The 23,855-nt window shown below is 74.1% G+C and carries 20 protein-coding genes and 1 tRNA gene; 18 read left to right on the top strand and 3 right to left on the bottom strand.

The window, feature by feature from the left end:
• Nucleotides 1-288: 288 nt before the first annotated feature.
• Nucleotides 289-3,948, top strand: coding sequence for a serine/threonine-protein kinase (locus tag K7C98_RS44125; protein WP_263430060.1), 3,660 nt, complete (start codon nt 289-291; stop codon nt 3,946-3,948).
• A 211-nt stretch (nt 3,949-4,159) separates the two neighbouring features.
• On the opposite strand, the gene K7C98_RS34175 is transcribed toward K7C98_RS44125, so the two are convergent.
• A tRNA-Met gene (locus tag K7C98_RS34175) sits at nt 4,160-4,236 on the bottom strand.
• A 278-nt stretch (nt 4,237-4,514) separates the two neighbouring features.
• On the opposite strand from K7C98_RS34175, the gene K7C98_RS34170 reads away from it, so the two are divergent.
• The 10 genes from K7C98_RS34170 to K7C98_RS34125 all read left to right on the top strand — a co-directional run bounded on the left by K7C98_RS34170 (nt 4,515) and on the right by K7C98_RS34125 (nt 14,232).
• The gene (locus K7C98_RS34170; RefSeq protein ID WP_224196038.1) at nt 4,515-5,693 is read left to right on the top strand and encodes a thiolase family protein; all 1,179 of its coding nucleotides are present in this window, start codon (nt 4,515-4,517) and stop codon (nt 5,691-5,693) included.
• A gap of 38 nt (nt 5,694-5,731) precedes the next feature.
• Nucleotides 5,732-6,628 carry a 3-hydroxybutyryl-CoA dehydrogenase gene (locus tag K7C98_RS34165; protein WP_224196037.1) on the top strand — a complete coding sequence of 299 codons (897 nt, stop codon included), beginning with the start codon at nt 5,732-5,734 and terminating at the stop codon, nt 6,626-6,628.
• A gap of 6 nt (nt 6,629-6,634) precedes the next feature.
• A complete protein-coding gene (locus tag K7C98_RS34160; RefSeq protein WP_224196036.1) occupies nt 6,635-7,429 on the top strand; it encodes an enoyl-CoA hydratase/isomerase family protein in 795 nt (264 codons plus the stop codon).
• A gap of 19 nt (nt 7,430-7,448) precedes the next feature.
• Nucleotides 7,449-8,594, top strand: coding sequence for an acyl-CoA dehydrogenase family protein (locus K7C98_RS34155; protein ID WP_224196035.1), 1,146 nt, complete (start codon nt 7,449-7,451; stop codon nt 8,592-8,594).
• A gap of 70 nt (nt 8,595-8,664) precedes the next feature.
• On the top strand, nt 8,665-9,210 hold the full coding sequence (locus tag K7C98_RS34150; RefSeq protein WP_224196034.1) for a hypothetical protein: 546 nt from the start codon (nt 8,665-8,667) through the stop codon (nt 9,208-9,210).
• An 81-nt stretch (nt 9,211-9,291) separates the two neighbouring features.
• Nucleotides 9,292-10,455 (top strand): acyl-CoA dehydrogenase family protein, encoded by a 1,164-nt coding sequence (locus tag K7C98_RS34145; protein WP_263430059.1) that lies wholly within the window; start codon nt 9,292-9,294, stop codon nt 10,453-10,455.
• A 68-nt stretch (nt 10,456-10,523) separates the two neighbouring features.
• A complete protein-coding gene (locus K7C98_RS34140) occupies nt 10,524-11,123 on the top strand; it encodes a hypothetical protein (protein WP_224196033.1) in 600 nt (199 codons plus the stop codon).
• On the top strand, nt 11,123-12,490 hold the full coding sequence (locus K7C98_RS34135) for a class I SAM-dependent RNA methyltransferase (RefSeq protein ID WP_224196032.1): 1,368 nt from the start codon (nt 11,123-11,125) through the stop codon (nt 12,488-12,490). Before K7C98_RS34140 ends, K7C98_RS34135 begins: the two co-directional genes overlap by 1 nt.
• Nucleotides 12,487-13,563, top strand: coding sequence for a DNA polymerase III subunit delta (gene holA / locus K7C98_RS34130; RefSeq protein WP_224196031.1), 1,077 nt, complete (start codon nt 12,487-12,489; stop codon nt 13,561-13,563). Before K7C98_RS34135 ends, holA begins: the two co-directional genes overlap by 4 nt.
• 99 nt (nt 13,564-13,662) lie before the next feature.
• The gene (locus tag K7C98_RS34125; protein ID WP_224196030.1) at nt 13,663-14,232 is read left to right on the top strand and encodes a hypothetical protein; all 570 of its coding nucleotides are present in this window, start codon (nt 13,663-13,665) and stop codon (nt 14,230-14,232) included.
• A 95-nt stretch (nt 14,233-14,327) separates the two neighbouring features.
• Here the strand turns inward: K7C98_RS34125 and K7C98_RS34120 are convergent, their stop codons facing one another.
• Nucleotides 14,328-14,837 carry a hypothetical protein gene (locus tag K7C98_RS34120; RefSeq protein ID WP_224196029.1) on the bottom strand — a complete coding sequence of 170 codons (510 nt, stop codon included), beginning with the start codon at nt 14,835-14,837 and terminating at the stop codon, nt 14,328-14,330.
• A gap of 206 nt (nt 14,838-15,043) precedes the next feature.
• On the opposite strand from K7C98_RS34120, the gene K7C98_RS34115 reads away from it, so the two are divergent.
• The 6 genes from K7C98_RS34115 to K7C98_RS34090 all read left to right on the top strand — a co-directional run bounded on the left by K7C98_RS34115 (nt 15,044) and on the right by K7C98_RS34090 (nt 21,217).
• Nucleotides 15,044-15,364: a PilZ domain-containing protein gene (locus K7C98_RS34115; RefSeq protein ID WP_224196028.1), complete on the top strand. Its 321-nt coding sequence runs from the start codon at nt 15,044-15,046 to the stop codon at nt 15,362-15,364.
• Nucleotides 15,365-15,392: 28 nt separating this feature from the next.
• Nucleotides 15,393-16,127, top strand: coding sequence for a sigma-70 family RNA polymerase sigma factor (locus K7C98_RS34110; RefSeq protein ID WP_224196027.1), 735 nt, complete (start codon nt 15,393-15,395; stop codon nt 16,125-16,127).
• Between the two features lie 172 nt (nt 16,128-16,299).
• Nucleotides 16,300-16,788, top strand: coding sequence for a hypothetical protein (locus tag K7C98_RS34105; RefSeq protein WP_224196026.1), 489 nt, complete (start codon nt 16,300-16,302; stop codon nt 16,786-16,788).
• Between the two features lie 25 nt (nt 16,789-16,813).
• Nucleotides 16,814-19,273 (top strand): Hsp70 family protein, encoded by a 2,460-nt coding sequence (locus K7C98_RS34100; RefSeq protein WP_224196025.1) that lies wholly within the window; start codon nt 16,814-16,816, stop codon nt 19,271-19,273.
• A 43-nt stretch (nt 19,274-19,316) separates the two neighbouring features.
• Complete coding sequence (locus tag K7C98_RS34095; protein WP_224196024.1) at nt 19,317-19,685, top strand: hypothetical protein; 369 nt, start codon at nt 19,317-19,319, stop codon at nt 19,683-19,685.
• Complete coding sequence (locus tag K7C98_RS34090) at nt 19,682-21,217, top strand: hypothetical protein (RefSeq protein WP_224196023.1); 1,536 nt, start codon at nt 19,682-19,684, stop codon at nt 21,215-21,217. Before K7C98_RS34095 ends, K7C98_RS34090 begins: the two co-directional genes overlap by 4 nt.
• A 107-nt stretch (nt 21,218-21,324) precedes the next feature.
• Here K7C98_RS34090 and K7C98_RS34085 read toward each other — a convergent pair whose 3' ends face one another.
• Nucleotides 21,325-21,768 (bottom strand): GNAT family N-acetyltransferase, encoded by a 444-nt coding sequence (locus K7C98_RS34085; RefSeq protein ID WP_224196022.1) that lies wholly within the window; start codon nt 21,766-21,768, stop codon nt 21,325-21,327.
• A 170-nt stretch (nt 21,769-21,938) separates the two neighbouring features.
• On the opposite strand from K7C98_RS34085, the gene K7C98_RS34080 reads away from it, so the two are divergent.
• A complete protein-coding gene (locus K7C98_RS34080) occupies nt 21,939-23,741 on the top strand; it encodes a serine/threonine-protein kinase (protein WP_224196021.1) in 1,803 nt (600 codons plus the stop codon).
• The last annotated feature ends 114 nt before the right edge of the window (nt 23,742-23,855 follow it).

Here is a 23,855-nt window from a genome sequence, read left to right as displayed (position 1 = left end):
AGAGCGTAGACCGGTCGTCGAGGTCGACCAAAAAACCGACGAAAGCGCGCGCGTGACCGCGATGCCGCTGTTCGGGTGGCGCGCTGGACATGTTGGAACGGCGATGTTCGCCTCGCTCGCCGCGGTTTCGGGCGGAACCGCCCGGCACGCCGGTCGAGCGGCGTTCCCTTGCGCATGAGGCCGCTGGCGGCGGCGGCGAACGCGGCTCGCAGCGCGGCGCACGGACTGCGGCGCGTGCCCCCCAGCATGCTTGACACCCTACACCCTCAGTCGTGATCCTGAGCGCGCTTGGTCGGGGGCAGCAGCACGAGGTTCTTGTCGGAGGCCCAGGGACGCGTGGGCCGGTGGCTGCGCAACAAGTGGCACCTCGACGGCCTGATCGCCATCGGCGGCATGGCGTCGGTGTACGCGGCGACGCATCGCAACGGCAACCGCGCGGCGCTCAAGGTGCTGCACACGCTCTTCCTGCGCAACGAGCAGGCGCGCCGCCGCTTCCTGCGCGAGGGCTACGCCGCCAACAGCGTCGGCCACCGCAACGCGGTCCACGTCCTCGACGACGACATCACCGAAGAGGGCGACGTGTACCTGGTGATGGAGCTGCTCGACGGCGAGTCGCTCGAGGCGCGCCTGGAGCGGCTCGGCCAGCTGCCGCCGATGGCGGTGCTGGAGATGACGGACGCGCTGCTCGAGGTGCTCGCGGCCGCCCACTCGAAGGGCATCCTCCACCGCGACATCAAGCCGGCCAACATCTTCCTGTGCCGCGACGGCAGCGTGAAGCTGCTGGACTTCGGGCTCGCCCGCGTGCGCGAGCTGTCGGCCGAGGCGCTCGACCAGAGCGACGGCATCGTGTTCGGGACGGTCTCGTACATCGCGCCCGAGCAGGCCCGCGCCGACAACGAGAACCTCGACGCGCGCAGCGACCTGTGGTCGATCGCGGCGACGATCTTCCGCGCGCTGTCGGGCGAGACGGTCTTCCCGGCGGTGGGCCCGGTGATCGAGCGCCTGCTGGCGGTGGCCCGCACGCCGGCGCGCTCGCTGGCGACGCTGCGACCCGACTTGCCCAGGCCGCTCATCGAGCTGGTCGACCGCGCGCTGGCGTTCGAGCCGGTGGCCCGCTGGCCGAGCGCCAACGTGATGCGCGTGGTGGTCCAGGATGTCCTCAACCAGCTGAGCGAGCAGGACGACTGGGAGGAGCCGAGCGCGTCGCCGCTGCGGCCGGCCGCGGCGCCGACGACGAGCGGCCCGCGGCCCAAGACCGACCCCATGGCCGGCTCGTTCCGCCCGCGCAGCCTGCCGGCGCCGCCGCCCCCGGCCCCGAAGCCGCCGCCGCGCGTGAGCGGGCCGTTCGCGAACCTGGCCGATGGGACAGGCGGGGAGGAGTTCGAGATCAACGTCGACGAGACGCTGCGCAACAAGGCGCTGGCGGCCGGCAGCGGACCGAGCGCGAGCGTCAGCGAGTCGTCCAAGGGGCGCTCGCGCACGCTGCTGACCCGCGAGGGGCGGGCCGAGCTGCGCAAGATCCTCGAGGAGCGCCGCGCCTCGCTCGGGATCCCCGAGCGGCCCGCAGACCGGCCGGAGTCGAAGCCGGTCAAGGCCGCCGAGCCGGTGAAGTCCGAGGAGGAGATCGCCGAGGAGCTCGAGTGGGAGCGCCTGCGCGCCGCGGCTGTCGCTGCGTCCGCGCCCGCGCCTGCGCCCGCGCCGGAGCCGGCGCCGGTGAGCGAGCCCGAGGAGCCGGAGATCGATCAGGACGCCGCCGCCGCGGAGACGATCGCGGCGGCCGCGGCCGAGGACGAGGAGCCGCTGGCCGAGAGCGGGTCGTATCCCGGCGAGGGCATGGAGGCCGGTGAGGGCGACGAGGCCGAGGCCGACGAGGGCGGGTACGCGGAGGAGGTCGAGGAATTCGACGAGGCCGAGGTCGACGAGCTCGCGGACGGCGAACCCGACCCCAACGAGGACACCGTCCAGATGACGATGCCCGCCGAGCTGCCGGTGCCGGAGAGCGTGCGGGCGGCGCAAGCGGCAGGTACGTCCGGACATGTCGGAACGGACATGTCGCACGGTGCAGGTCCCTTGGGGCCTGTCCCGGGGGTCATGCGGCCCGGACCGCCGCCCCCCGCGTCGGGGCCGCTCCCGGTGGCGGCGCGACCGGCGGGGCAGACGGTGGTCGGACCGGCCCCGCTGCCGCCCGGGATCTCGGGGCCCGCCCCGCGGGCCGGGCTCGGGACGGCGACGCCCGGCCTCGCGCGTGGCGCGTCCGGGCCCGTGCCGACGGCGCCGCGGCCGCCGCTCGGGACAGGTCTTTCGGGACCTGTCCCCACGGCCAGCCGGCCGCCGGGCCTGGGCGTTTCGGGCCCGCTGCCGGGTGCGCGGCCAGCGACGCCGGCGCAGGGGCAGCCTGCCGTGGGGCTCCCGGGTCTGGGCGCGCGACCCGCCGCGCCGGCGCAGCCTGTCGTGGGTGCGCCGGGTCCGGCGCGGCCGGCGACGCCGGCGCAGGGGCAGCCGGTCGTGGGGCTCCCAGGTCCGGGAGCGCGGCCTGCCACGCCGGCGCAGGGGCAGCCTGCTGTCGGAGCCACGCCAGGCGCGCGGCCGACGACGCCGGCGCACGGGCAACCGGCGATGACGCCTGGGCTGTCTGGTAGGACAGGTACTTCCGAACATGTCCCACCGGGCACGAGCGCGCCTGGGAGTGGTTCGCCCGCGGCACCGCGCGGCGGGTCGGTCGCGGGACAGGGCACGCCGGCGACAGGACGCACGTTCTTGCCGCCAGGCGGCTCGCTGCCGACGCGCGCCGCGGCCGAGCCGAGCGGGGCAGGCAAGCCGGGTGAGGCGCCCCGCTGGAGCAGCCCCGCTGCAGGTCGTCCGCCGCTCGGCGCGGGCACGACGATCTCGACCGCGGCCGGGCGCAGCGGCTCGGGGCCGGTGCCCGCGGCCGGCGACGCGCCGCTCGCCGCGAGCGCACGGGGGCGCAGCGAGCCCAGTAGAGCTGCGTCGAGCGGTTCGATCGGGCAGGCTTCGGCGCGTCCGGCGAGCGGGCCGGCGAAGGCCGCGAGCGGGCCGGCGAAGGCTGCGAGCGCGGGGATCGGACAGGCTTCGGCGCCTCCCTCGGCGAGCGGGCCGACGACGGCGGCGGGCGTCGGAGTTCCGTCTCTGAGCGGGCCGGCGAAGGCCGCGGGGACAGCCCCGGCGAGGGCTCCGGGCGCTGGCCTGACGGACAGGTCCCCGGGGACAGCTGGGCCCGGTGCGCCCGCCGGCACGAAGCCGGCAGGGAGGCCGGCCGCTGCCAGCGGAGCGACGGGCGCGAAGGCGACGCCGGCCCCGGGTCTGAACCGCCCGGCGTTGAGCGGACCGGCGAGCGCGGCGAAGCCGGAGACGCCAGCCACGGGCACGGGCGCGTCGAAGACGCCCGCAGCAGGTCCGGGCAGCACCCCGGCGAAGACGAGCACCGCGGCGGGCCCGGGCGCGACGAAGTCCGCGCCGACGAGCGCGACGCCAGGCGGTGCGACCGCAAAGGCGGCCGAGCCCGCCCGGGGTCTCTCCGGACCTGGTCTTTCGGGCATGTCCTTGGGAGCAGGCAGCAAGGCGACGCCCGCGGCCGCCGCGACCGGCGGTCCCAGGCCGGCCGCGGCGCCCGCTGCTGCCACGCCGGTGAGCGCGACGACCCCGGCAGCCGCGACCGCTCCGGCGCCCGAGCCCCCGGCGGCTCCTGCGGAGGTGCCTCCCGCTGCCGCCGCCGAGCCGGCCCCGGCCCCGGCGCCGAAGCCGACCTTCGAGCCGCTGGGACCGATCGGTACCAGTCCACGCCCCCGGGCCAAGTCGGCGCTGTTCGACATCCCCGGACCGGGCGGGGGCGGCCTGCTGCCGCGCCCCCCGGGCGCGAAGCGCCCCGCGTCGGAGCCGAACGACGCCGCCCAGCCGACGAGCAGCGATCCGACCGACAAGAAGGCCTGACCGGCGCGATCGACCGAGGCCGACCTGTCCGAAGCGCCAGGCAGGCAGCGACTCCCGCACGGGCGAGATCCCGCCGTCAACCTGTCCGAGGCGACAGGTCGCTCGGGGATCCTGGGCGCACTGGGAGCGTCGACCTGTCCCGAAGTGCAGCCCGAGGAGACGCGTCGTCGGCCCGCGAAAAGAGAAAAGCCCGCTCCCTGACGGGGCGGGCTGGTGCCGAAGGGCGGAATCGAACCGCCGACCTAGGGGTTATGAATCCCTCGCTCTAACCATCTGAGCTACCCCGGCGAAGAAGGGGCCACGCTCGTACCCGATCTGTGCGGCGATCGTCAACCGCAAAGCTCGAGGGTCGGGTGGGCATGACGTTATTTCCCCGAAGTCATGCGGATGCGCCAGCGCAGTGAGTCAGCGCAAAGGTCGCGCCGCGGGCGCGACCGGCTCCAGGGCTTCAGATCTTGCATCTCCGCGTGCTAAGCGAACTTGCGAGCCTTCCGGCAGCCGTGACGACGCCGCGTCGCCGCGCGCACCGCCGGCCGCACAACAGGCTGCGCAAAAGGAGTTTCGTGATGGCCCGGGAAGTCGTGATCGCCAGCGCTGCTCGTACCCCCATCGGCGCGTTCCAAGGGGCGCTCGCGCCGCTCGCCGCCCACCAGCTCGGCAGCATCGCCGTCCGCGCCGCGCTCCAGCGGGCCGGCGTCGACGGCAAGGATGTCGAGGACGTGATCCTCGGCTGCGTGCTGCCGGCCGGGCAGGGCCAGGCGCCCGCTCGCCAGGCCAGCCGCGGCGCCGGCGTGCCCGACCACGTCGGCGCCGTCACCATCAACAAGGTCTGCGGCTCCGGCCTCAAGGCCGTGATGCTCGCGGCCCAGGCCATCCGCGCCGGGGACGCCGAGATCGTGGTCGCGGGCGGCATCGAGAGCATGTCGAACGTGCCGTACCTGCTGCCGCAGGCGCGCGCCGGCTACCGCCTCGGCAACGGCACGCTCGTCGACGGGATGATCCACGACGGCCTGTGGGACCCGTACAAGAACTTCCACATGGGGATGGCCGGCGAGCTGTGCGCCCGCGAGTGCCAGATCCCGCGCGAGCGCCAGGACAGCTACGCGGCCGAGAGCTTCCGTCGGGCCCAGGCGGCCGTGAAGGCCGGCCTGTTCCGCGAGGAGATCGCGCCGGTCGAGGTGCCCGGCAAGAAGGGCGCGACCACCGTCACCGACGACGAGCAGCCGTTCAAGGGCGACATCGACAAGCTGTCGAGCCTGCGCCCCGCGTTCGACAAGAGCGGCACGATCACCGCCGGCAACGCCTCGACGATCAACGACGGCGCAGCCGCGCTGGTCGTCATGTCGCGCGCCGAGGCCGACAAGCGCGGCATCACCCCGCTCGCCACCATCGTCGGCGACGCCGGCTTCGCCCAGGCGCCCGAGTGGTTCACCACGGCCCCGACCGGCGCGATCGAGCGGCTGCTGGCCAAGACCGGCAAGACGGTCGAGGAGGTCGACCTGTGGGAGATCAACGAGGCCTTCGCGGTGGTCGCCCTGGCCAACGCCGACCGCCTCAAGATCGCCCACGAGCGCCTCAACGTGCGCGGCGGCGCGATCGCCCTCGGCCACCCGATCGGCTGCTCCGGCGCCCGCGTGCTCGTCACGCTGGTCCACGCGCTCAAGCAGGAGGGCAAGCGCCGCGGCGTCGCGTCGCTGTGCCTCGGCGGCGGCGAGGCCGTGGCGCTGATGGTCGAGCGCGCCTGAACTTTCGAGCATGACCTCTAGGACACCGGAGATCGGACATGACCCAAGGGACTAGCGCAGACGAGATCCTCGCAAGCGTCCGCACCATCGGCGTGCTGGGCGCGGGGCAGATGGGCGCCGGGATCGCCCAGGTGGCGGCGCAGGCCGGCTACCGGGTGCTCCTGGCCGACGTCGACCAGGCCCGCGCCGACGCCGGCAAGGCCGGGATCGCCAAGCAGCTCGGGCGCCTGGTCGAGAAGGGCAAGCTGGCCGAGAGCGAGCGGGCCGCGATCGTCGAGCGGATCACGGCGGTGGTCGGCGCGGCGGGCCTGGCCCCGGCCGAGTTCGCGGTCGAGGCGGCCACCGAGAACATCGAGCTCAAGAAGAAGCTGTTCCGCGAGCTCGACGCGGTGCTCGGCCCCGGCGCGGTGCTGGCGACCAACACCAGCTCGATCAGCATCACCCTGCTGGCGGCCCAGACCAAGCGGCCCGACCGCGTGGTCGGCATGCACTTCATGAACCCGGTCCCGCTGATGAAGCTGGTCGAGATCATCCGCGGCCTGCAGACCGCCGACGCCGTCTACGGCGCGACGGTGGCGCTGTCGCAGAAGCTCGGCAAGACGACGATCACCAGCAAGGACTGCCCGGGCTTCCTCGTCAACCGCGTGCTCATCCCGCTGATCAACGAGGCCTGCTTCGCGCTGCAGGAGGGCCTCGGCACGCCGGAGGACATCGACACCGGCGCCAAGCTCGGCCTCAACCACCCCATGGGCCCGCTCGAGCTGGCCGACCTCATCGGCCTCGACACCTGCCTCGCCATCGCCGACGTGCTCCACCGCGAGCTCGGCGACGACAAGTACCGCGCGGCCAACATCCTGCGCATGCACGTGGCCGCCGGCTGGCACGGGCGCAAGACCGGGCGCGGCTTCTACGACTACTCGAACAGGGGCAAGTAGGCGGCCATGCTCGGCACCGACACGCTCCTCGTCGACGACGACGCCGGCGTCCTCGTCGTCACCATCAACCGGCCCAAGGCGCTGAACGCCCTCAACCAGGCGGTGATCGCCGGCCTGCAGCACGTGCTCGACGAGGCGGCCGAGGCCGCCCGCGCCGGCCGGGCGCGCGCGCTGGTGCTGACCGGCGCCGGCGAGAAGGCGTTCGTCGCCGGGGCCGACATCGCGGCGATGGCCGACATGTCCGTCGGGACAGCCCGCGAGTTCGCCCGCAGCGGCCACGCCGTCGGCGACGCGCTGGCCTCGCTGCCGATCCCGACGATCGCCGCCGTCAACGGCTTCGCGCTCGGCGGCGGCTGCGAGCTGGCGCTGGCCTGCGACTTCATCTACGCGGCGGAGAACGCCAAGTTCGGCCAGCCCGAGGTCAAGCTCGGCGTGATCCCCGGCTTCGGCGGGACCCAGCGGCTGGCCCGCCGCGTCGGCCTGGCCCGCGCGATCGAGCTGTGCCTCGCCGGCGACACCATCGACGCCGCCGAGGCGGCGCGGATCGGCCTGGTCAACCGCGTGCTGCCGGCGGCCGAGCTGCTGCCGGCGACGATCGCCACCGCCCGCAAGATCGCCGAGATGGGCCCAGTGGCCGTCGCCGAGGCCAAGCGGGTGCTGTACGCCGGCGCCGGCCTGCCGCTTTCGCAGGCCAACGCGCTCGAGGTCGAGGCGTTCGCCGGGCTGTTCGACACCGCCGATCAGAAGGAGGGCATGGCGGCCTTCCTCGGCAAGCGCAAGCCCGAGTTCAAGGGCCGGTGAGAGAGGGAGCGAGAGCGCGATGGACCTGTCGTTGACCGAAGAGCAAGAAGCGCTGCAGAACATGGTCCGCGAGTTCGCGGCCCGCGAGGTCAAGCCGCTGGCGGCCGAGCTCGATCGCGAGGCCCGGTTCCCGCGCGAGCTGGTGAAGCGCATGGCCGAGCTCGGGCTGCTCGGCATCGAGGTCCCCGAGGCCTACGGCGGTTCGGGCCTCGACCCGATCTCGTACGTCATCGCCATGGAGGAGGTCTCGGCCGCGTGCGCCTCGACGGGCGTCATCATGAGCGTCAACAACTCGCTCGTGTGCGACCCGCTGCTGAAGTTCGCGACCGAGGCGCAGAAGCAGCAGTGGCTGGCGCCGCTGGCCCGCGGCGACAAGCTCGGCTGCTTCATGCTGAGCGAGCCCAACGCCGGCAGCGACGCGGCGGCGCAGAAGACCACGGCGGTGCGCGACGGCGACGGCTGGGTCATCAACGGCGTCAAGAACTGGATCACCAACGGCCCGCAGGCGGACACCGGGATCCTGTTCACCATGACCGACCCCGAGCGCGGCAACTCGGGCATCACCGCGTTCGTCGTCGACATGCACGGCGAGGGCGTGTCGCGCGGGCCGAAGGACGACAAGCTGGGGATCCGGGCCAGCCACTCGTGCCAGATCTTCTTCACCGACCACCGCGTGTCGGACGACCAGATTTTGGGCCAGGTCGGCGGCGGCTTCAAAGTCGCGATGGCCACCCTCGACTGCGGGCGGATCGGCATCGCCGCCCAGGCTCTCGGGATCGCCCGCGCCGCCTTCGAGGCCGCGGCCGAGTACGCGCTCGACCGCAAGACCTTCGGCCGCCGGATCATCGACCACCAGGCGATCGCGTTCATGCTCGCGGACATGCAGGTCGGCATCGACGCCGCCCGCCTGCTGACCTACCGGGCCGCGAGCCTCAAGGCGCGGAAGCAGCGGCACTCGGTCGAGAGCTCGATGGCCAAGCTGTTCGCCTCCGAGACGGCCAACAAGGTCGCCAAGGACGCGATCCAGGTGTTCGGCGGCAACGGCTACGTCACCGAGTACCCGGTCGAGCGCCACTTCCGGGACGCCAAGATCACCGAGATTTACGAGGGGACGAGCGAGATCCAGCGCGTCGTCATCTCCGCCGGCCTCCTTCGCCGCAAGTGACCGCCGGGCTCGGGCGCGCTATCATGCCCCGGATCGCCCGGCTCCCCCACGAGCCTCTCGAGGAACCACCATGCGAACCACGACCGTGATCCTGCTCGCCGCCGCCCTCGCCGGCCCGGGGTGCGCCAAGCGCCACCTCAACAAGATGGACAACAACGAGGACGCCATGTACGCCGAGTACACCAAGACGGAGTACGACAAGGACATGGTGAAGTCCGAGGAGGGCCTCGACGAGTACGACCGCAACACGCAGGCCTCCGTCTCGCCGAAGACCCTGGCGTCGATCCAGGACACCATGGAGAGCGTGTACGAGCGCGACTTCGGCCGCTGCCTGCAGCGCGACATGGAGGCCTACGAGAACCGCTGGATCGCCGGCACCTTCTCGGTCGAGGTCACCATCGCCACCAGCGGCAAGGTCACCAAGGTCAACATCCCGGCCCTGGACATCAAGGAGCGCCGGCCGCCCAAGGGCGTGCCGAAGGACAAGTTCCAGCCGCGCGAGGCCAAGCTGTTCGCCTCCTGCGTCGAGGAGTCGGCCTTCAAGTGGGAGTTCGACCCGGCGCCCGAGGTCGAGTACGTCTACACGTACACCGGCAAGGTCGGCGAGGCCTACTGAGCCGCCTGCCCGAAGGAGCATGTCCTTCGGGCCATTCCCTTTCGGGCATGTCGTCCAGGACATGCCCTTCGAGACACCACGATGATCGACTTCACCCCGACCGAGAGCCAGGAGCTCATCGTCGCCACCGCGCGGCAGTTCGCCCAGCGCACGCTGGCGCCGCGGGCGGCCGAGCTCGACGTCACCGGCGGGTTCCCGCGCGCGAGCCTGGCCGAGGCGGCGCAGCTCGGGCTGCTCGGCATCAACGTGCCGGAGCGGCTCGGCGGGGTCGAGGCCGGGGCGGTCGCCTACGCCCTGGCGGTCGTGGAGCTGGCGCGCGCGTGCGCCGGCACCACGGTGGCGATGACGGTCAGCAACATGGTGGCCGAGGTCGTCACCAAGTTCGGCACGCCGGAGCAGCAAGAGGAGCACGTGCCGCGGCTGTGCTCGGGCGAGTACGTGGTCGGCGGGTTCGCCCTGTCGGAAGCCGGCGCCGGCAGCGATCCGGCCGGCATGCGCACGCGGGCGACCGCGAACGGCCGCGGCTGGGTGCTGAGCGGGCAGAAGCTGTGGATCACGAGCGGCACGGACGCCGGGCTGTTCGTGGTGTGGGCGCGCACCAGCGACGCCCCCGGCTCGCAGGGCATCAGCGCCTTCCTGGTCCGCGGCGACGCCCCGGGCCTGGTCCGCGGCAAGCCGGAGCACAAGACCGGGCAGCACGCGAGCACCACCACGCCGCTCGAGTTCAACGACGTCGAGCTCGGGCCCGAGGCGCTGCTCGGCGAGGTCGGCAAGGGCTTCCGCGTGGCGATGATGGCGCTCGACGGCGGGCGGATCGGCATCGCCGGGCTGGCGCTCGGCTGCGGCCTGGCCGCCACCGAATTCGCCCGCGGCTACGCGCTCGAGCGGCAGCAGTTCGGCAGCCCGATCGCCGACTACCAGGCGATCCAGTGGATGCTCGCCGACAGCGCCACCGAGCTCGAGGCGGCCCGTTTGCTCACGCTGCGCGCCGCCTGGCTCAAAGAACAGGGCCGCACGTTCACGCAGGAGGCGTCGATGGCCAAGCTGGCGGCCAGCGAGCGCGGCTGGGCCGCCTGCGACCGGGCCGTGCAGATCCTCGGCGGCTTCGGCTATACCCGTGAATTCCCGGTCGAGCGCTACCTCCGCGACGTCCGCGTGACCCGCATCTTCGAGGGCACCAGCGAGATCCAGCGCATCGTCATCAGTCGCGAGATCGCCCGCCGCTTCGCTCGCGTCGCCGGCTAGCGCTGCTACCCTGAGGACGCACGCCTGAGGACGCACGCGACGCGACGCAGCAGCACCACGAGAGCACCATGGCCCAAGTCCCGCCCCAGATGCCCTTCGACCTCAGCAAGCTCCCGCCCGACGCGATGAGCCTGATGAAGAAGGAGATGCAGCGGCGCTTCTCGCTGTTCCTCGTCGGCGCCGTGGTCGTCATCGTCGGCCTGTTCCTCAACGGGCCGCCGGTCTACCTGCCCACGGTGGTGATGGTCGGCGGCGGCGCGCTGGCGATCCTCGGCCTGTTCGGCCTGGCCCGCGGGGCCGGCTGCTTCGCCATCGTGCTGTTCTTCTTCTGGCTCGGCGCGGTCGCCTGCGGCGTGTCGCGCGGGTCCGACCCGACGGTCTACATCCTCGGGCTCGGGGCCCTCGGCTTCGCGCTGCTGGCCCAGTTCGCGCCCAAGCCCAAGGCCACCGGCCCGCTGGCCAACCTGCAGGCGGCGATGCAGGCGATGCAGCAGGCCCAGCAACAGGCCCAGCAGCAGGGCCGCGGCGGCCCCGGCGGGCCGGCCGGGGGCGGCGGCGGGGCGGGCTTCGGCAGCTTCCCGTTCGCGCAGATGGGCGACGGCAAGCAGCGGCCGGCGCGCGAGCGGGTCATCGACGTCAACGCCGAAGAGACCAAGAAGAAGAAGTGATGAAGACGACCGAGGCCATGGAGGCCGCGGCCGGCGAGCGCGTCGAGGTCCGCGGGATCGCCCACGGCGGCGAGGGCGTCGGCCGGGCGGCGGGCGAGGGCGCCGACACGCGCACGTGGCTGGTCGAAGGGGCATTGCCCGGAGAACAGGTCCTTGCGGTCAGGTCGGAGGAGCGCCGGCGGATGATCCGCGGGCGCACCTTGCAGGTGCTGACGGCCAGCCCCGACCGCGCGGCGCCCCCGTGCCCGGTCGAGGGCGTGTGCGGCGGCTGCGGCCTGCAGCACGCGCGGGCGGCCGCGCAGGCCGAGCTCAAGCGGCAGATCGCCGAGGGCGCGCTGCGCCGGCTCGGGATCGCGGTCCCGCACGCGCTGGCGAGCCCGCGGGCGCTCGGCTACCGCCGGCGCGCCCGCCTGCACGTCGAGCGCGTCGGCGAGGCGCTGCGGCTCGGCCTGCACCGCCGGCAGTCGCACGAGGTCCTCGACCTCGCGCACTGCCCCGTGTTCGACGCCCCGCTCAACCACGCGCTGGCGCGCCTGCACGCGCTGGCCGGCGCGGGCGGGGCGTTCGCGCAGGTGCTGCGGTCGTTGCGGCGCGGCGAGCTGCACCTGCTGTCCGACGGCGCCGCGGTGGTGGTGGGGATCCCCGGCCTCGCGCCGCGCGAGGGCGACGCCGGCGAGGCGGGCCTGCGGGCCGCGCTGGGCGAGGCGCTCGACAACGTGGTCGTCGGCGTGGTCGCCCGCGGCGGGCGGCGCGAGCTGGTGGTCGGGCGCGGGCGCCTGGCGCTGGCAGATGCTGGCCCCGAGGACATGGCCATTCCGACAGGTCCCTTCGAGTTCGCGCAGGCCCAGGCGGCGCAGAACCGGGCCCTGGTCGAGCGGGTGGTCGCGCTGGCCGACGCGCGCGGCGGCCAGGTGCTCGAGCTGTTCGCCGGCGGCGGCAACTTCACGCGCGCGCTGGCCCGCGAGGCCGCCGAGGTGGTCGCGGTCGAGGACGACCGCGGCTCGGCGGCGGCGCTGCTCCGCCTGGCCAAAAAGGCAGGCGCCGGCCGGCAGGCGAAGGTCGAGGTGCGCCGGCTCGACGCCACGCGGGCGCTGCTCCGCTACGCCGCCGAGGGCCGCGGCTTCGACCGCGTGGTGCTCGACCCGCCGCGCGCCGGCCTCGGCCTGCAGGGGGCGCGGGCGCTGGCCCAGGTGGCCCGCGGGCGCACGGTGTTCGTCGCCTGCGACCCGGCCACGCTGGCGCGCGACCTCGAGCCGCTGCTGGAGGCGGGCCACCGCGCCAGCGCGGCGCTGGCGATCGACATGATGCCGATGACGCCGGAGGTCGAGGTGATCGTGGCCCTGGATGCCCCGAGGGACAGGTCATGAGCGACGACGTGCGCGCGCTCGAGCGGGCGATCGCCGCCGGCAAGCTCGACCCCGTGTACGTGCTCTACGGCGACGAGCCGGCGGCGATCCGGGCGGTCATCACGGCGCTGCGCAAGGTCGTGGTCCCGCCCGACGACCCGACCGCGCAGGCGATGGCGGCCTTCAACCACGAGCGCTTCGACGGCGTCGACCTCAGCGGGGCCGGGCCGGTGCTGGCGGCCTGCGCGCAGATCCCGATGATGAGCAAGTGGCGGCTGGTCGAGCTCGCCAACCCCGACGACCTCGGCAAGGGCCCCGAGGCCGAGAGCACCGCGGCGGCGGCGATGGACGCGCTCGCGGCCTACATCAAGGCGCCGAGCCCGACCTCGGTGCTGGTGATCAGCGGCGGCGGCATCGACGGCCGCTCGAAGCTGGTGAGCGCGTGCAAGGCGAACGGGTGGGCCCACAAGTTCGAGGCCTACAAGCGCGACGACGAGGCGGTGGGGTTCGTCGTCGGCGAGGCGCAGGCGCAGGGCCGCAAGATCAGCCGCGACGCCGCGGCGGCGCTGGTGGCCTCCGTGGGCACCGGGCGCAGCGAATTGCTGGGGGCGCTCGAGCAGGCGCTGCTGCACGCCGGCGACGGCCCGGTCGGGCTCGCCGACGTCGAGGCGATCGTGGCCCACACCCGCGAGGCGCGGATCTTCGACCTCACCGACGCCGTCGGCCGCGGCGAGGCCAGCGCGGCCCTGGCCGTGCTGGCGCGCATGTTCGCCGCCGGCGAGAAGGACGCCGGCGTGTCGATGCAGGTGCTGGCGATGCTCACGCGGCAGATCCGCCTGATCTTCACCGCCAAGGTCAACCCGGGCCGGGTGGCGGACGCGACCCGGCTGCCGCCGTTTCTGGTGCGCGGGCTCGAGGCCCAGGCGCGCGGGTTCAGCGAGCCGCGCCTGCGCTCGGCCTACGCCGCGCTGGTCCGGCTCGACCAGGACCTCAAGGGCGGCTCGCACGTCGCCTACGCCTCGCCGTACATGGCGCTGCAGCGGTGGATCCTCGACACCTGCCGGGCTCTGCCGGGCGTCGACGCGCGCACGTGAGCGCGTGATCTCGAACCTGTCTCCACGGACAGGGAGCACGAGACCCGTGGGCGATCGGCCGGCGTGCTAGCGTCGTGCCGCAACCAAGGAGTGCTCGTGATGCGCACGTTCTCGTTCCTCGCCGCGATCGCGGCGGCGTCGTTCATCGCCTGCGGCTCGAAGCCCGCCGCGGAGGCGGAGCAGAAGGCCGCCGCGCCGGCCGTGAGCGCGCCGGCGACGGCGGTGCCGGTCGAGCCGGGCGAGGTCAATGTCGAGATCGGCAGCACCGAGGTCGGCGACGTCACGGTCACCGCGAAGGGCGTCAAGGCCGGCGAGGTCGAGGTCGGGGCCGACGGCACGATCAAGCTGCCGGGCGAGGTCGTGCATCTCGGCGCGCCCGCCGAGGGCGGCGACGAGGCCAAGCCGGCGAGCGGCAAGGACTGCCCCGACGGCGCCTGCGTGCAGACGTGCAGCGGCGGCGCCTGCGAGCACACCTGCGCCGGCGGCTCGTGCACGCAGACCTGCGAGGCCGGCGCGACCTGCAGGTTCACCTGCGGCGGCGGGACCTGCAGCCAGACGTGCAAGGCCGGCTCCGACTGCGACCTGACCTGCTCGGGCGGGACCTGCTCGCGCAGCTGCGACGGCGCGAAGTGCAAGAAGACCTGCTCGGGCGGGGCCTGCAGCGGCTGACGCTGTCCGCAGCGACATGTCCTCGGCGACAGGCCCGAACGGACATGCACGAACGGACAGGTTCCGGAGGACCTGCCCGTTCGCTCAGGTGCGGCTCAGATGCCCTTGGTGATCAGCCAGGAGTCGCCCTCGCGGATCAGCTCGAACTTGGCGTAGTCCTGCTTGGGCACCACGCGCGGCGGGAAGCGGGGCAGGCCGTCGTCGCCGAGGATCGGCTTGAGGCGGAAGGTCGCGTCGATCCACACGTTCACGGTGGCGCGGTCGCGGCGCATGTAGATGTCGAGGTACTCGATGGTGAAGCGGACCGACTCGAGCTGGGCGATCCGGCGGCGCAGGATCGGGCCGAGCTCCTCGTAGACGATGTCGTCGCTGGGGTCGTCGGTGCCCGACTCGTCGTAGTAGGTCGGGTGAGCGGTGGCGAGGATGCCGGCCGGATCCTGGCGCACGAAGCTGGTCCGGAAGCGCTCGACGACCTGCAGGATCTCGCGGTTGTCGGGCGTGTCGGGGATCTCGGTCCCCGGGATGATCGTGGTGTTCTTGCAGCCGAGGGCGGCGGGCGCGGCGAGCACCGTGGCGAGTGCGAGGGCGAGAGAGCGTCCGGGCATGGGTCGAGCGAGGCGGATTGTGCAATCACGCGGCCAGGCGCGCCAGCCTTCAAAGTCGCTTCTTGAAACAAGGACTTAGCGCACGGCTTGGGAGCGCGGCCAGGGAGCTCTGCGTGCCAATTTGGCACGGGGGGCACGGCCGGTGTGCCAGCGCGTCCCTTCGCGACGACAGGTCGTCGACGCGTCCGGGCGGCTATCATCGCGCGGTGACGGACGCCCGCTTCCATCCTCGCCTGCGGATCCACGCCCACGCCGACATCATCGGCTCCGAGGTGGTCCTGGCCCGCGCCCTCGACGACCTCAGCCTCGGCGGCTGCAAGTTCGGCGGCCCGGCGTGGGAGGAGGCGGGGCAGCAGGTCGCGCTCGTGCTCAGCTTCCCGGCCCTGTCGGCCAGCCTGCCGCTGTCCGGGACGGTCGTCCGCGGCGGCGACAGCGACATGGCGATCCGCTTCGTCCACATCACCGACGAGCAGAAGAGCGCGCTGCGCAAGCACATCCTCGACAGCCAGGAGGCCGCGGGCGCCTGAGCCGCTGCTGTCTGCGAGGACATGTCCTATGAGTCAGCCTCACGACGAGGTCGTCCGCGGCGTCGAAGAGGACGCCTCCTTCGCGCCCGACCCCGCGCCGGCGCGCGGGCCGGGTCTGTCGCCGGAGCAGCGCGCGCGCGTCGAGGCGTTCGCGCCGCGGGTGCCGGGCATCGCGCGCAGCCTGCGGCGCGTCGTCGGGATCGCGCCCGACGAGTGCGAGAGCGCCGGCTACGAGGCGCTGGCGCGCGCGGCCCTGCGCTACGACCCGGCCGCCGGGGTGCCGTTCGCGGCCTACGCGTTCTACCGGGTGCGCGGGGCGATGATCGACGCCGCCCGCAACGCCTTCCCCGACCACAAGCGCGCGCGCCGGCTGCTCAACACGCTCGAGGTGACGCAGGAGCTGGCGGAGATCCGGCTGCGCCCGGGCGACGACCCGCGCCGGATCGGCGAGCGCTTCGGCGACGCGGCCGAGCTGGTCCGCGAGGTCACCGCGGCGGCGGTGCTGTCGCGCCTGTTCGCCAGCGACGACGACGACGCGTTCGGCCCCGAGGTCCGGCTGTCGCTGCGCGCGCTGGTCGAGCGCTGCGACGCCGACGAGCGGGCCCTGATCGACGCGGTGTACGTGCGCGGGCTGACGATGACCGAGGTCGCGGCCGACCTGGCGATCAGCGTCAGCACGATCTCGCGCCGCCACCAGCGGCTGCTGCGGCGCCTCGCCGACCTGCTCGGCGGCGGCGCGAGCCCGCCCGAGGTCGGGCCGTGAACGCCCGGCGCGGCGGCCCGCCGAGCACGACGGGGGCCCCCGGCGCGCGAGCGGGGAGCGGCGCGCGTGGGCGCGTGGGCGCGGCCGAGGCGCGGCCGAATAATATCTCGGGACATGGCGTATGAGACATGACCTGAGGGCCACGAGGATCTTCGGACATGTCGCATGGTGCATGTTCCTGGGGACAGCCCTGGCGGCGGGCGCGTGCGACCGGCCGCGCCCGCCCGAGGCCCGCGGGGTCCGCGGCAAGCGCGAGCTGTTCGGCGATCCCGCGCTGGTGCCGACGCGCGCGGGCGAGCGCGCGCGCGACGAGCTGGCCCTGGCGGACGCGGTGGCGGCGGCCCTGCGCGGGCTCGGGGCCGAGGCGCTGGCGGTCGAGGTGCGCTTGCCGGACGCGGGCGACCCGGGCGCGGTGGTGGTGACGGGGCTGGGGCCGCCCGGGTGGGACGAGGCCGCGGCGGCGTCGCTGGTCGGCGAGCTGTGCGGGCCGTGGAGCGCGGGGGTGGTGCGCGTGGCCTGGCGCGCAGCGGCCCCGGCCGGGCCGCCGGAGCGCGCGGGCGATCTGCCGCTGTTGTGCGCGCTCGTCGGCCTGGGCGCCGCGGCCGGGGTGACGATCGACCGACTTCTGCGCCGGCGCGCTCGCTCCGCGCTGCGTGGCTGAGGGCGCCCGGGTACACTTGCCCGCCATGACCAGCGCGCCCCTGTACGTCGGGATCGATCTCGGGACCACGAACTCCACCGCGGCCGTGTTCGACGGCGAGAAGGTCGCGCTGGTCCGCAACGCCCAGGGTTCGCCGATCACGCCGTCGGTGGTCCGCATCGACGCCCGCGGCAACGTGTCCGTCGGCGCCCGCGCGCGCCGCTTCCTCGACAGCGACGCCGACAACACGCGCAGCGAGTTCAAGCGCCTGATGGGCACGGCGCAGGCGATCCGGTTCGCGGCGGCGGGCGTGGAGCGCCGGCCGGAGGAGCTGGCGGCCGAGGTGCTGCGCTCGCTGCGGGCCGACGTGCGCGACCAGATCGGGGTGCTGCCGGCGCGCGCGGTGATCTCGGTGCCGGCGCTGTTCGAGCTGCCGCAGACCAGCGCGACGTCGGAGGCGGCGCGCCTGGCCGGGTTCGAGCGCGTCGAGCTGCTGCAGGAGCCGATCGCCTCGGCGCTGGCGGCCGGCTGGACGGTCGAGGACCAGGGCGGCGCGTGGCTGGTCTACGACCTCGGCGGCGGGACCTTCGACGTCTCGCTGCTCGAGACCCGCGACGGCCTGCTGCGCGTGGTCGGTCACGACGGCGACAACTTCCTCGGCGGGCGCGACTTCGACTGGGCGATCGTCGACTGGGCGATCGCCCAGGCGGCCCGCGACGGCGTCGTCATCACCCGCGCCGATCCGGCCCACGCGGCGGCGGTGCGCAAGATCAAGCTCGCGGCCGAGGAGGCGAAGATCGAGCTTTCGCGCGCCGAGTCGGCCAGCATCACGGCGCCGGGCCTCACCGTCGGCGGGACCGACTACGACCTCGACGTCACGCTCGACCGCGAGACGCTCGAGCGGCTGTGCGCGCCGGCGATCGACCGCTCGATCGCGGTGTGCCGGCGCCTGCTGCAGGCCCACGGCGTGGCCGAGGGCGGGCTCACGCGCGTGGTGCTGGTCGGCGGGCCGTCGGTGATGCCGGTGGTGCGCCGGCTGGTCAGCGAGCAGCTCTCGGTGCCGCCGGCGGAGGGCCTCGACCCGATGACGCTGGTCGCCCAGGGCGCGGCGATCTTCGCCGCGACCGCGGGGCTCGAGGCGCGGCCGGCCGCGATCGAGCCGGTCCGCGGGGCCAAGGTGTGGCTGCAGTACCCGGCGATGTCGTCGGACCTGACGCCGCACGTGGTCGGTCGCCTGGTCGAACGGACAGGTCCGGTCAACTCGGTGCCGACCGAGGTCCAGCTCGGGCGCTCGGATGGCCTTTGGGACAGCCCGTGGACGCCGCTCGACGAGGAGGGGGCGTTCGTGCTGCCGGTCTCGCTGGTGCCGCGCAAGCCCAACGTGTTCCGCCTGGCCGGCAAGAACATCCAGGGCAACGCGGTGGCGCTCGACCCGCCGACGCTGACGATCGTGCAGGGCCTGACGATCAGCGACCCGCCGCTGTCGCGGACCATCGGCGTGGCGCTGGCGAGCAACGACGTCCGGGTCTACTTCGAGCGCGGGGCGCCGCTGCCGGCCCGGCGCACGTTCACGCTGCACACGGTCGACAGCGTGGCCCGCGGGGCCGAGAAGGCGGTGATCAAGATCCCGATCGTGCAGGGCGAGTACGAGCAGGCCCACCTGTGCCGCCTGGTCGGCGCGCTCGAGATCGGCGGCAAGGAGCTCAAGCAGACGCTGGCGTCCGGCGCCGAGGTCGAGCTGACGATCGAGCTCGACCGCGGCGGGCGGATGTCGGCGCGCGCGCTGATCCCCGCGATCGGCCAGGTGTTCGAGAGCGTGGCGCACCTGCTGGTGCCCGAGGCCGACCCCGAGGTGCTCGAGTCGACGGTGACGGCCACGCGCGGGCGCCTCGGCGAGCTGCGCACCGACGCGTTCCGCCGCCAGGCCCGCGACTCGATCGAGCGCCTGACGCAGGTGGAGAGCGCGCTCGACGACGTCGGCCGCGACATCGCGGCGGCCCGCGGCGGCGACGCCGACGCGGCGCAGAAGGCCCGGCGCGCGCTGATCGAGGTCGACGCGCTGATCGAGGGGGTCGAGCTCGACCGCCGCTGGCCCGAGCTCGACCGCGAGGCCCGCGAGGCCCTGATCTGGACCACCGGATGGGTCCAGGACTACGGCCAGCCACACGAGCAGACGCTCTACCAGGAGACGGCGAAGGCGGTCGAGAAGGCCCGCCAGGGCCGCGATCCGCTCGAGCTGCAGCGCCAGCTGCGGCTGCTGCGCCGGCTCGGCTCGTCGGCCTACGGCCGCCACCCGGAGGCGTGGAAGCACCGCTTCGAGGACGCCGCGGCCGACGTCGGCAACGCGACCGACGTCGCCCGCGCCCAGGCGCTGGTCAAGGAGGGCCGCGAGGCGCTGGCCAAGGGCGACAACGAGGCGCTGCGGCGGGTCACGCAGAAGCTGTGGCAGCTGCTGCCGAGCGCGCCGGAGGACCGGCGCAAGGGCCACGAGTCGGGGGTGCGCTGAGCTGTCTGTTCGACCATGTGGTAAAGAACCTGTCGGGAACGCCATGTCGCAAAAGTCAGACGAATTCGAGCCGCTGGGCGACAACCCGTTCCACGTGCTCGGGCTGCGGCCCGACTGCACCCGGGTCGACGTCGAGCGCGAGGGCCAGAAGCTGCTCGGCATGCTCGGGCTCAAGCTCAAGTCGGCCGCGACCTATATGAGCCCGCTCGGGCCGCGCGCCCGCACCGAGGACAAGGTGCGCGCGGCGATGGCGGCCCTGCGCGACCACGAGAAGCGCCTGGGCCATGAATTTTGGGCCAGCCTGCCGCCGCCCGCGACGCCGCCGAAGCCGCCGCCGGCCCCCGAGACGAGGGGTCCCGGGCCGGCGCCGCTGGCCGAGGCGTTCGCGGCGCTGGGATGGAGGCGGTCGTGAGTTCGCGGATCGACGCCGCGCTCGTGCTGGCCCGGCGGGCGCTGTCGAAGGTGGCAGCGCTCGTGGCGGCCGCCTTCGCGGTGCGCGTCCTCGCCGTCGAGCCGACGTACGCGGTCGCCAGCGCGCTCGCCTACCTCATCCTGCTGGTCGCGCTCGGCGGCTGGCTGGTGGCGCTGCTCGACCTGATCGGCGGGATCGTGTGGCCGGTGCTGCGCCGCACGGTGATCGCCGCCGGCCTGGTGCGCGCCAGCTACTGGCTGTCGCTGCTGGCCCGCGCGAGCTGGGAGCGCGACCGCGAGGGCGGCAAGCTCGTGGCGGCCGCGCTGGCGCTGCTGCACCGCCCGCACGACGCGGCGCTCGCGACCTGGCTCGAAGGCAAGATCCACGCGAACGCGAAGACCGGGCTCGGGGGGATCGTGGCGACCGGGCTGCTGGCGGCCAGCCGCGGCGATAGCGACGGGGCGCGCGACATCCTCGCCGGCGCTGACGCGTTCGACCCCGACTTCGCGCCCGCGGCCGCGCGCCGGGCCGCCAACGACTGGCTGGTGGCCGACGCGGCCAGCCGCGGCGACTGGATCACGGTGATCCGCCGCGGCGTGCTGCCGGGCCAGGCGACCGCGTACACCCGCTTCCTCGCCCGTGCCGCCGCGCGGATCCGCGGCGAGGCGCTGCCAGGCGAGCCCAACCCGACCGACTTCGGGCTGTGGATCTCCTGGCTGCTGGCACCTGGCCGAAAGGTCATGCGCCCGCTGCTCGTCGAGGCGCGCGCGGCCCCGCGGGTGCTGCACCAGCGCAAGCCGCCGCCGCCGCAGCCGGCCATGACGGTGCCGCTGGTCGACCCCGCGGCCCACGCCGACGACCCGGTGGCCCACGCGCAGGCGCTGCACGCGACGTGGCTGGCGCTGCGGCCGAAGACGCCCGGGCAGGCCGGCACGGAGCTCGAGCAGCGGCTGTCGGCCACGCGCATGCAGGAGCTCTGCCGCGCGTGGGAGGAGGCGTGGCCGCACGCCGAGCGGCGCATGCGGCAGCGGGTCGCCGTGCTGACGACGCAGACGCGCGCCGAGGAGGCGCTCGCGGGCATCCGCCGCGCCGTCGCGCGCGAGCTGGCCGAGCTGGCGCGCGCGGCCAGGCTGCCGCTGGCCACGTTCGAGGTCGAGGTGCTGCCGACGGCCGCGCTGGCGGCCGAGGAGCTGCGCGCCGAGCTGCTGACCGGGGTCGAGACCGGCTCCGAGGAGCTGCGCGCGCGCACGGCCGCCGACCGCCGCCTGCCGCCGGCCGAGGAGTCGCGGGCGTGGAACCAGTTCCGCCGCCGCTACGAGGAGGCGGTCCTGCTCGGCGGGATGCCGCTGCGCTACCTGCTGTTCCCGCAGGTCCACCGCGACGTGTGCGGCTACGCGGTGTGGCTGTGGAACGACCGCAAGGAGTACGGCCTGTCGGGCCCGATGTTCCGCTGGCTGCTGGCCGAGGCGGAGGCGGTCGGCGACGTCGAGGCGATCGAGCTCCAGCGCAAGAACGTCGGCGCGAAGCGGTGAGGCGGGCATGTTCGTTCGCACATGCTCGAGAGGGCATGCGCGAATGGGCATGGTGATGAGGACATGCGCAATCGAGCATGTCGCATGAGGCACATGGCCGTGGGCCCTCAATCGAGCGGGCGGGTCATCAGCACGCGCGGCGGGGCGGAGAAGCCGGCGCTGCGGTAGAGCTGGAGGGCGGGGGTGTTGTCGGTGCGGACCATGAGGTGGATCGCGCGGGCGTCGTGGGCCCGGGCGGTCGCCAGGGCGGCGTCGAGGACCAGGCGGCCGCGGCCGCCGCCGCGGAATTCGGGGCGGAGGTACAGCTCGGTCAGGAAGGCGTCGCGGCCGCCCCACTCGAGGTCGAAGCCCCACGTGAGGATGTAGTAGCCGAGCGCAGCGTCGCCCTCGACGGCGAGGCCGACGGTGCCGAGCCCGGGCGAGCCGATCAGCGTGCGCAGGGGCGCCTCGCCCGGGCCGCGCTGCCACGGGATGTGCTCCAGGCGGTTGAAGTCCTCCATCATGTCGAGGATCGCGGGGACGTCGGAGCTCGTGGCCGGGCGAAAGTGCATCGTGGGGGGACTATAGGTCCCACCGCGGACCTTGCGCGCTCGGGTCGGGTTCGCGGCGTTGCGGGCCCCCGGGGCCCAACACACGAAGATCCGTGCGCGGAGGGCGGCGGCGCGCAGGCGCGTGCGCGGGCGTTGTCGCCGGCCGGCGTTGCCGGCACCATTGCTGGGGCGTGGAAGGACGCGAGATTCAGGCGAGCGCGCTCGAAGACACGGCGACGCGCCAGCGGACGCCGCGGCCCGGGACATCGCTCGCCAACGCCCCGACGCTGCTCGGCGACGCGACGCCGCGGCCGCAGCCGGACGCGCCCGAGCTGCCGATCGGCGCCGAGGTCGGTCGCTACAAGATCACCGGCCGGATCGGCGCCGGCGGCATGGGGGTGGTCTACCGCGCCTACGATCCGCAGCTCGACCGCGAGATCGCGCTCAAGCTGCTGCTCGCGGGCGCGGAGGGCGGGTCCGAGGGCAGGAGCCGGATGCTGCGCGAGGCCCAGGCGGCGGCCAAGATCCGCCACCCGAACGTCGTCACGGTGTTCGACGCCGGCGAGGTCAACGGCCGCGTGTTCATCGCCATGGAGCTGATCTCCGGCTCGACGCTGAAGGCGTGGTTGCGGCAGGGCCGGTCGTGGCGCGAGGTCCTGTCGATCATGTTGATGGCCGGCGAGGGCCTGAAGGCCGCGCACTCGGCCGGGCTGGTCCACCGCGACTTCAAGCCCGACAACGTGCTGGTCGGCACCGAGGGCCGCGCGCACGTGCTCGACTTCGGCCTCGCGCGCCCGGCCCTCGACGCCGCGTCGCTGCCGACCTCGCCGGCGCCGTCGCCGGCGCTCAAGCCGGCCGGCGAGGCGCTGCTGCAGTCGCTCACGCTCACCGGCATGACCGTCGGGACGCCGGCCTACATGGCCCCGGAGCAGCACCTGGCGCGCCCGAGCTCGGCCCGCTCGGACCAGTTCTCGTTCTGCGTCGCCACCTACGAGGCGCTCTACGGCCAGCGCCCGTTCAAGGGCGAGAGCTACAGCGAGCTGTCGATGGCGGTGATCGACGGCCGCGTGGTGGCTCCGCCGCGCCGCTCGCCGGTGCCGCCGGCGGTGTGGCACGCGCTGCGCCGCGGCCTGCAACCCGACCCCGACGCCCGCTACCCGGCGCTGTCGCAGCTGCTCGCCGAGCTCGAGGCGGCGATGCGGGCGGCCGGCGACCGCCCGCGCTACGGCCTCTACGCCGTCGGCCTGGCGGCGCCGCTCGTGGCTGGTCTTTTGTACATGTCCGGAATGACATCCGACGATCCGGACCCCGGCGACCTGCCGCGGCCGCCGGGCGCCGGGGTGAAGGCCGATCCGCCCGAGGCCGCGCCGACGCCGACGCCGACGCTGCCGGGCCCGCCCGCCGTCGGCCAGGCCGGCGTCGCGCTGATGCGCACGCAGCACGTCGACCTCGGCGCGCTGCACGAGCTGCTGGCGCCGGTGATCCCGGCCGAGGCGGCCACGCTCGAGCTCGGCTCGGAGGGCCTCGGCCTGACCGGGCCGGCCGCGAACGCGTGGAAGGAGCCGCTCGACCAGCTGGCGCAGGCGATCGACTCGCAGCGGCGGAGCATCGGCGAGCTGGTCCGCGTCAGCGCGCCGAACGGGCTGTGGGCCGCGTACGAGGTCGGGCTCGAGGGCGTCGACCGCAAGCAGGCCGCGGTCGCGGCGCTCGACGACGTCGAGGCGACCCTGGCCTCGCCGGCGCTGGGGGTCCTGCTGGTGCGCGCGCCGTTCAAGGCCCAGGAGAGCGTCACCCGCTGGCTGCGCTCCGGCGGCGCCGAGGCGCAGCAGTTCAAGGAGTGGTGCTACAACAACCCCAGCCTCAAGAAGACCGAGTGCGAGAAGACCCTGCGCGACTGCGAGTACAACGCGATCTCGTGGGAGGAGGGCGCCGAGGCGGCCGAGGCGGCCAAGCGCGGCCGGGCCAAGCGGAAGTACTGCTATGGCCGCGTGTGAGCGGGGCGAGGCGCGTGTACTTCGGGACATGTCTGTGAAGCCATGCGTGGCGGCGGCGGCTCGTCGCGCGCCGGGGTTCGCTGCTCGAAGGGACATGTCCATGCGGACATCCCG

Origin of the sequence: Nannocystis pusilla (assembly GCF_020073745.1) — a bacterium.
Classification (GTDB): domain Bacteria; phylum Myxococcota_A; class Polyangia; order Nannocystales; family Nannocystaceae; genus Nannocystis; species Nannocystis radixulma.
Note: the sequence above shows the minus strand (reverse complement) of the source record. Positions and strands in the feature narration are given on the sequence as shown.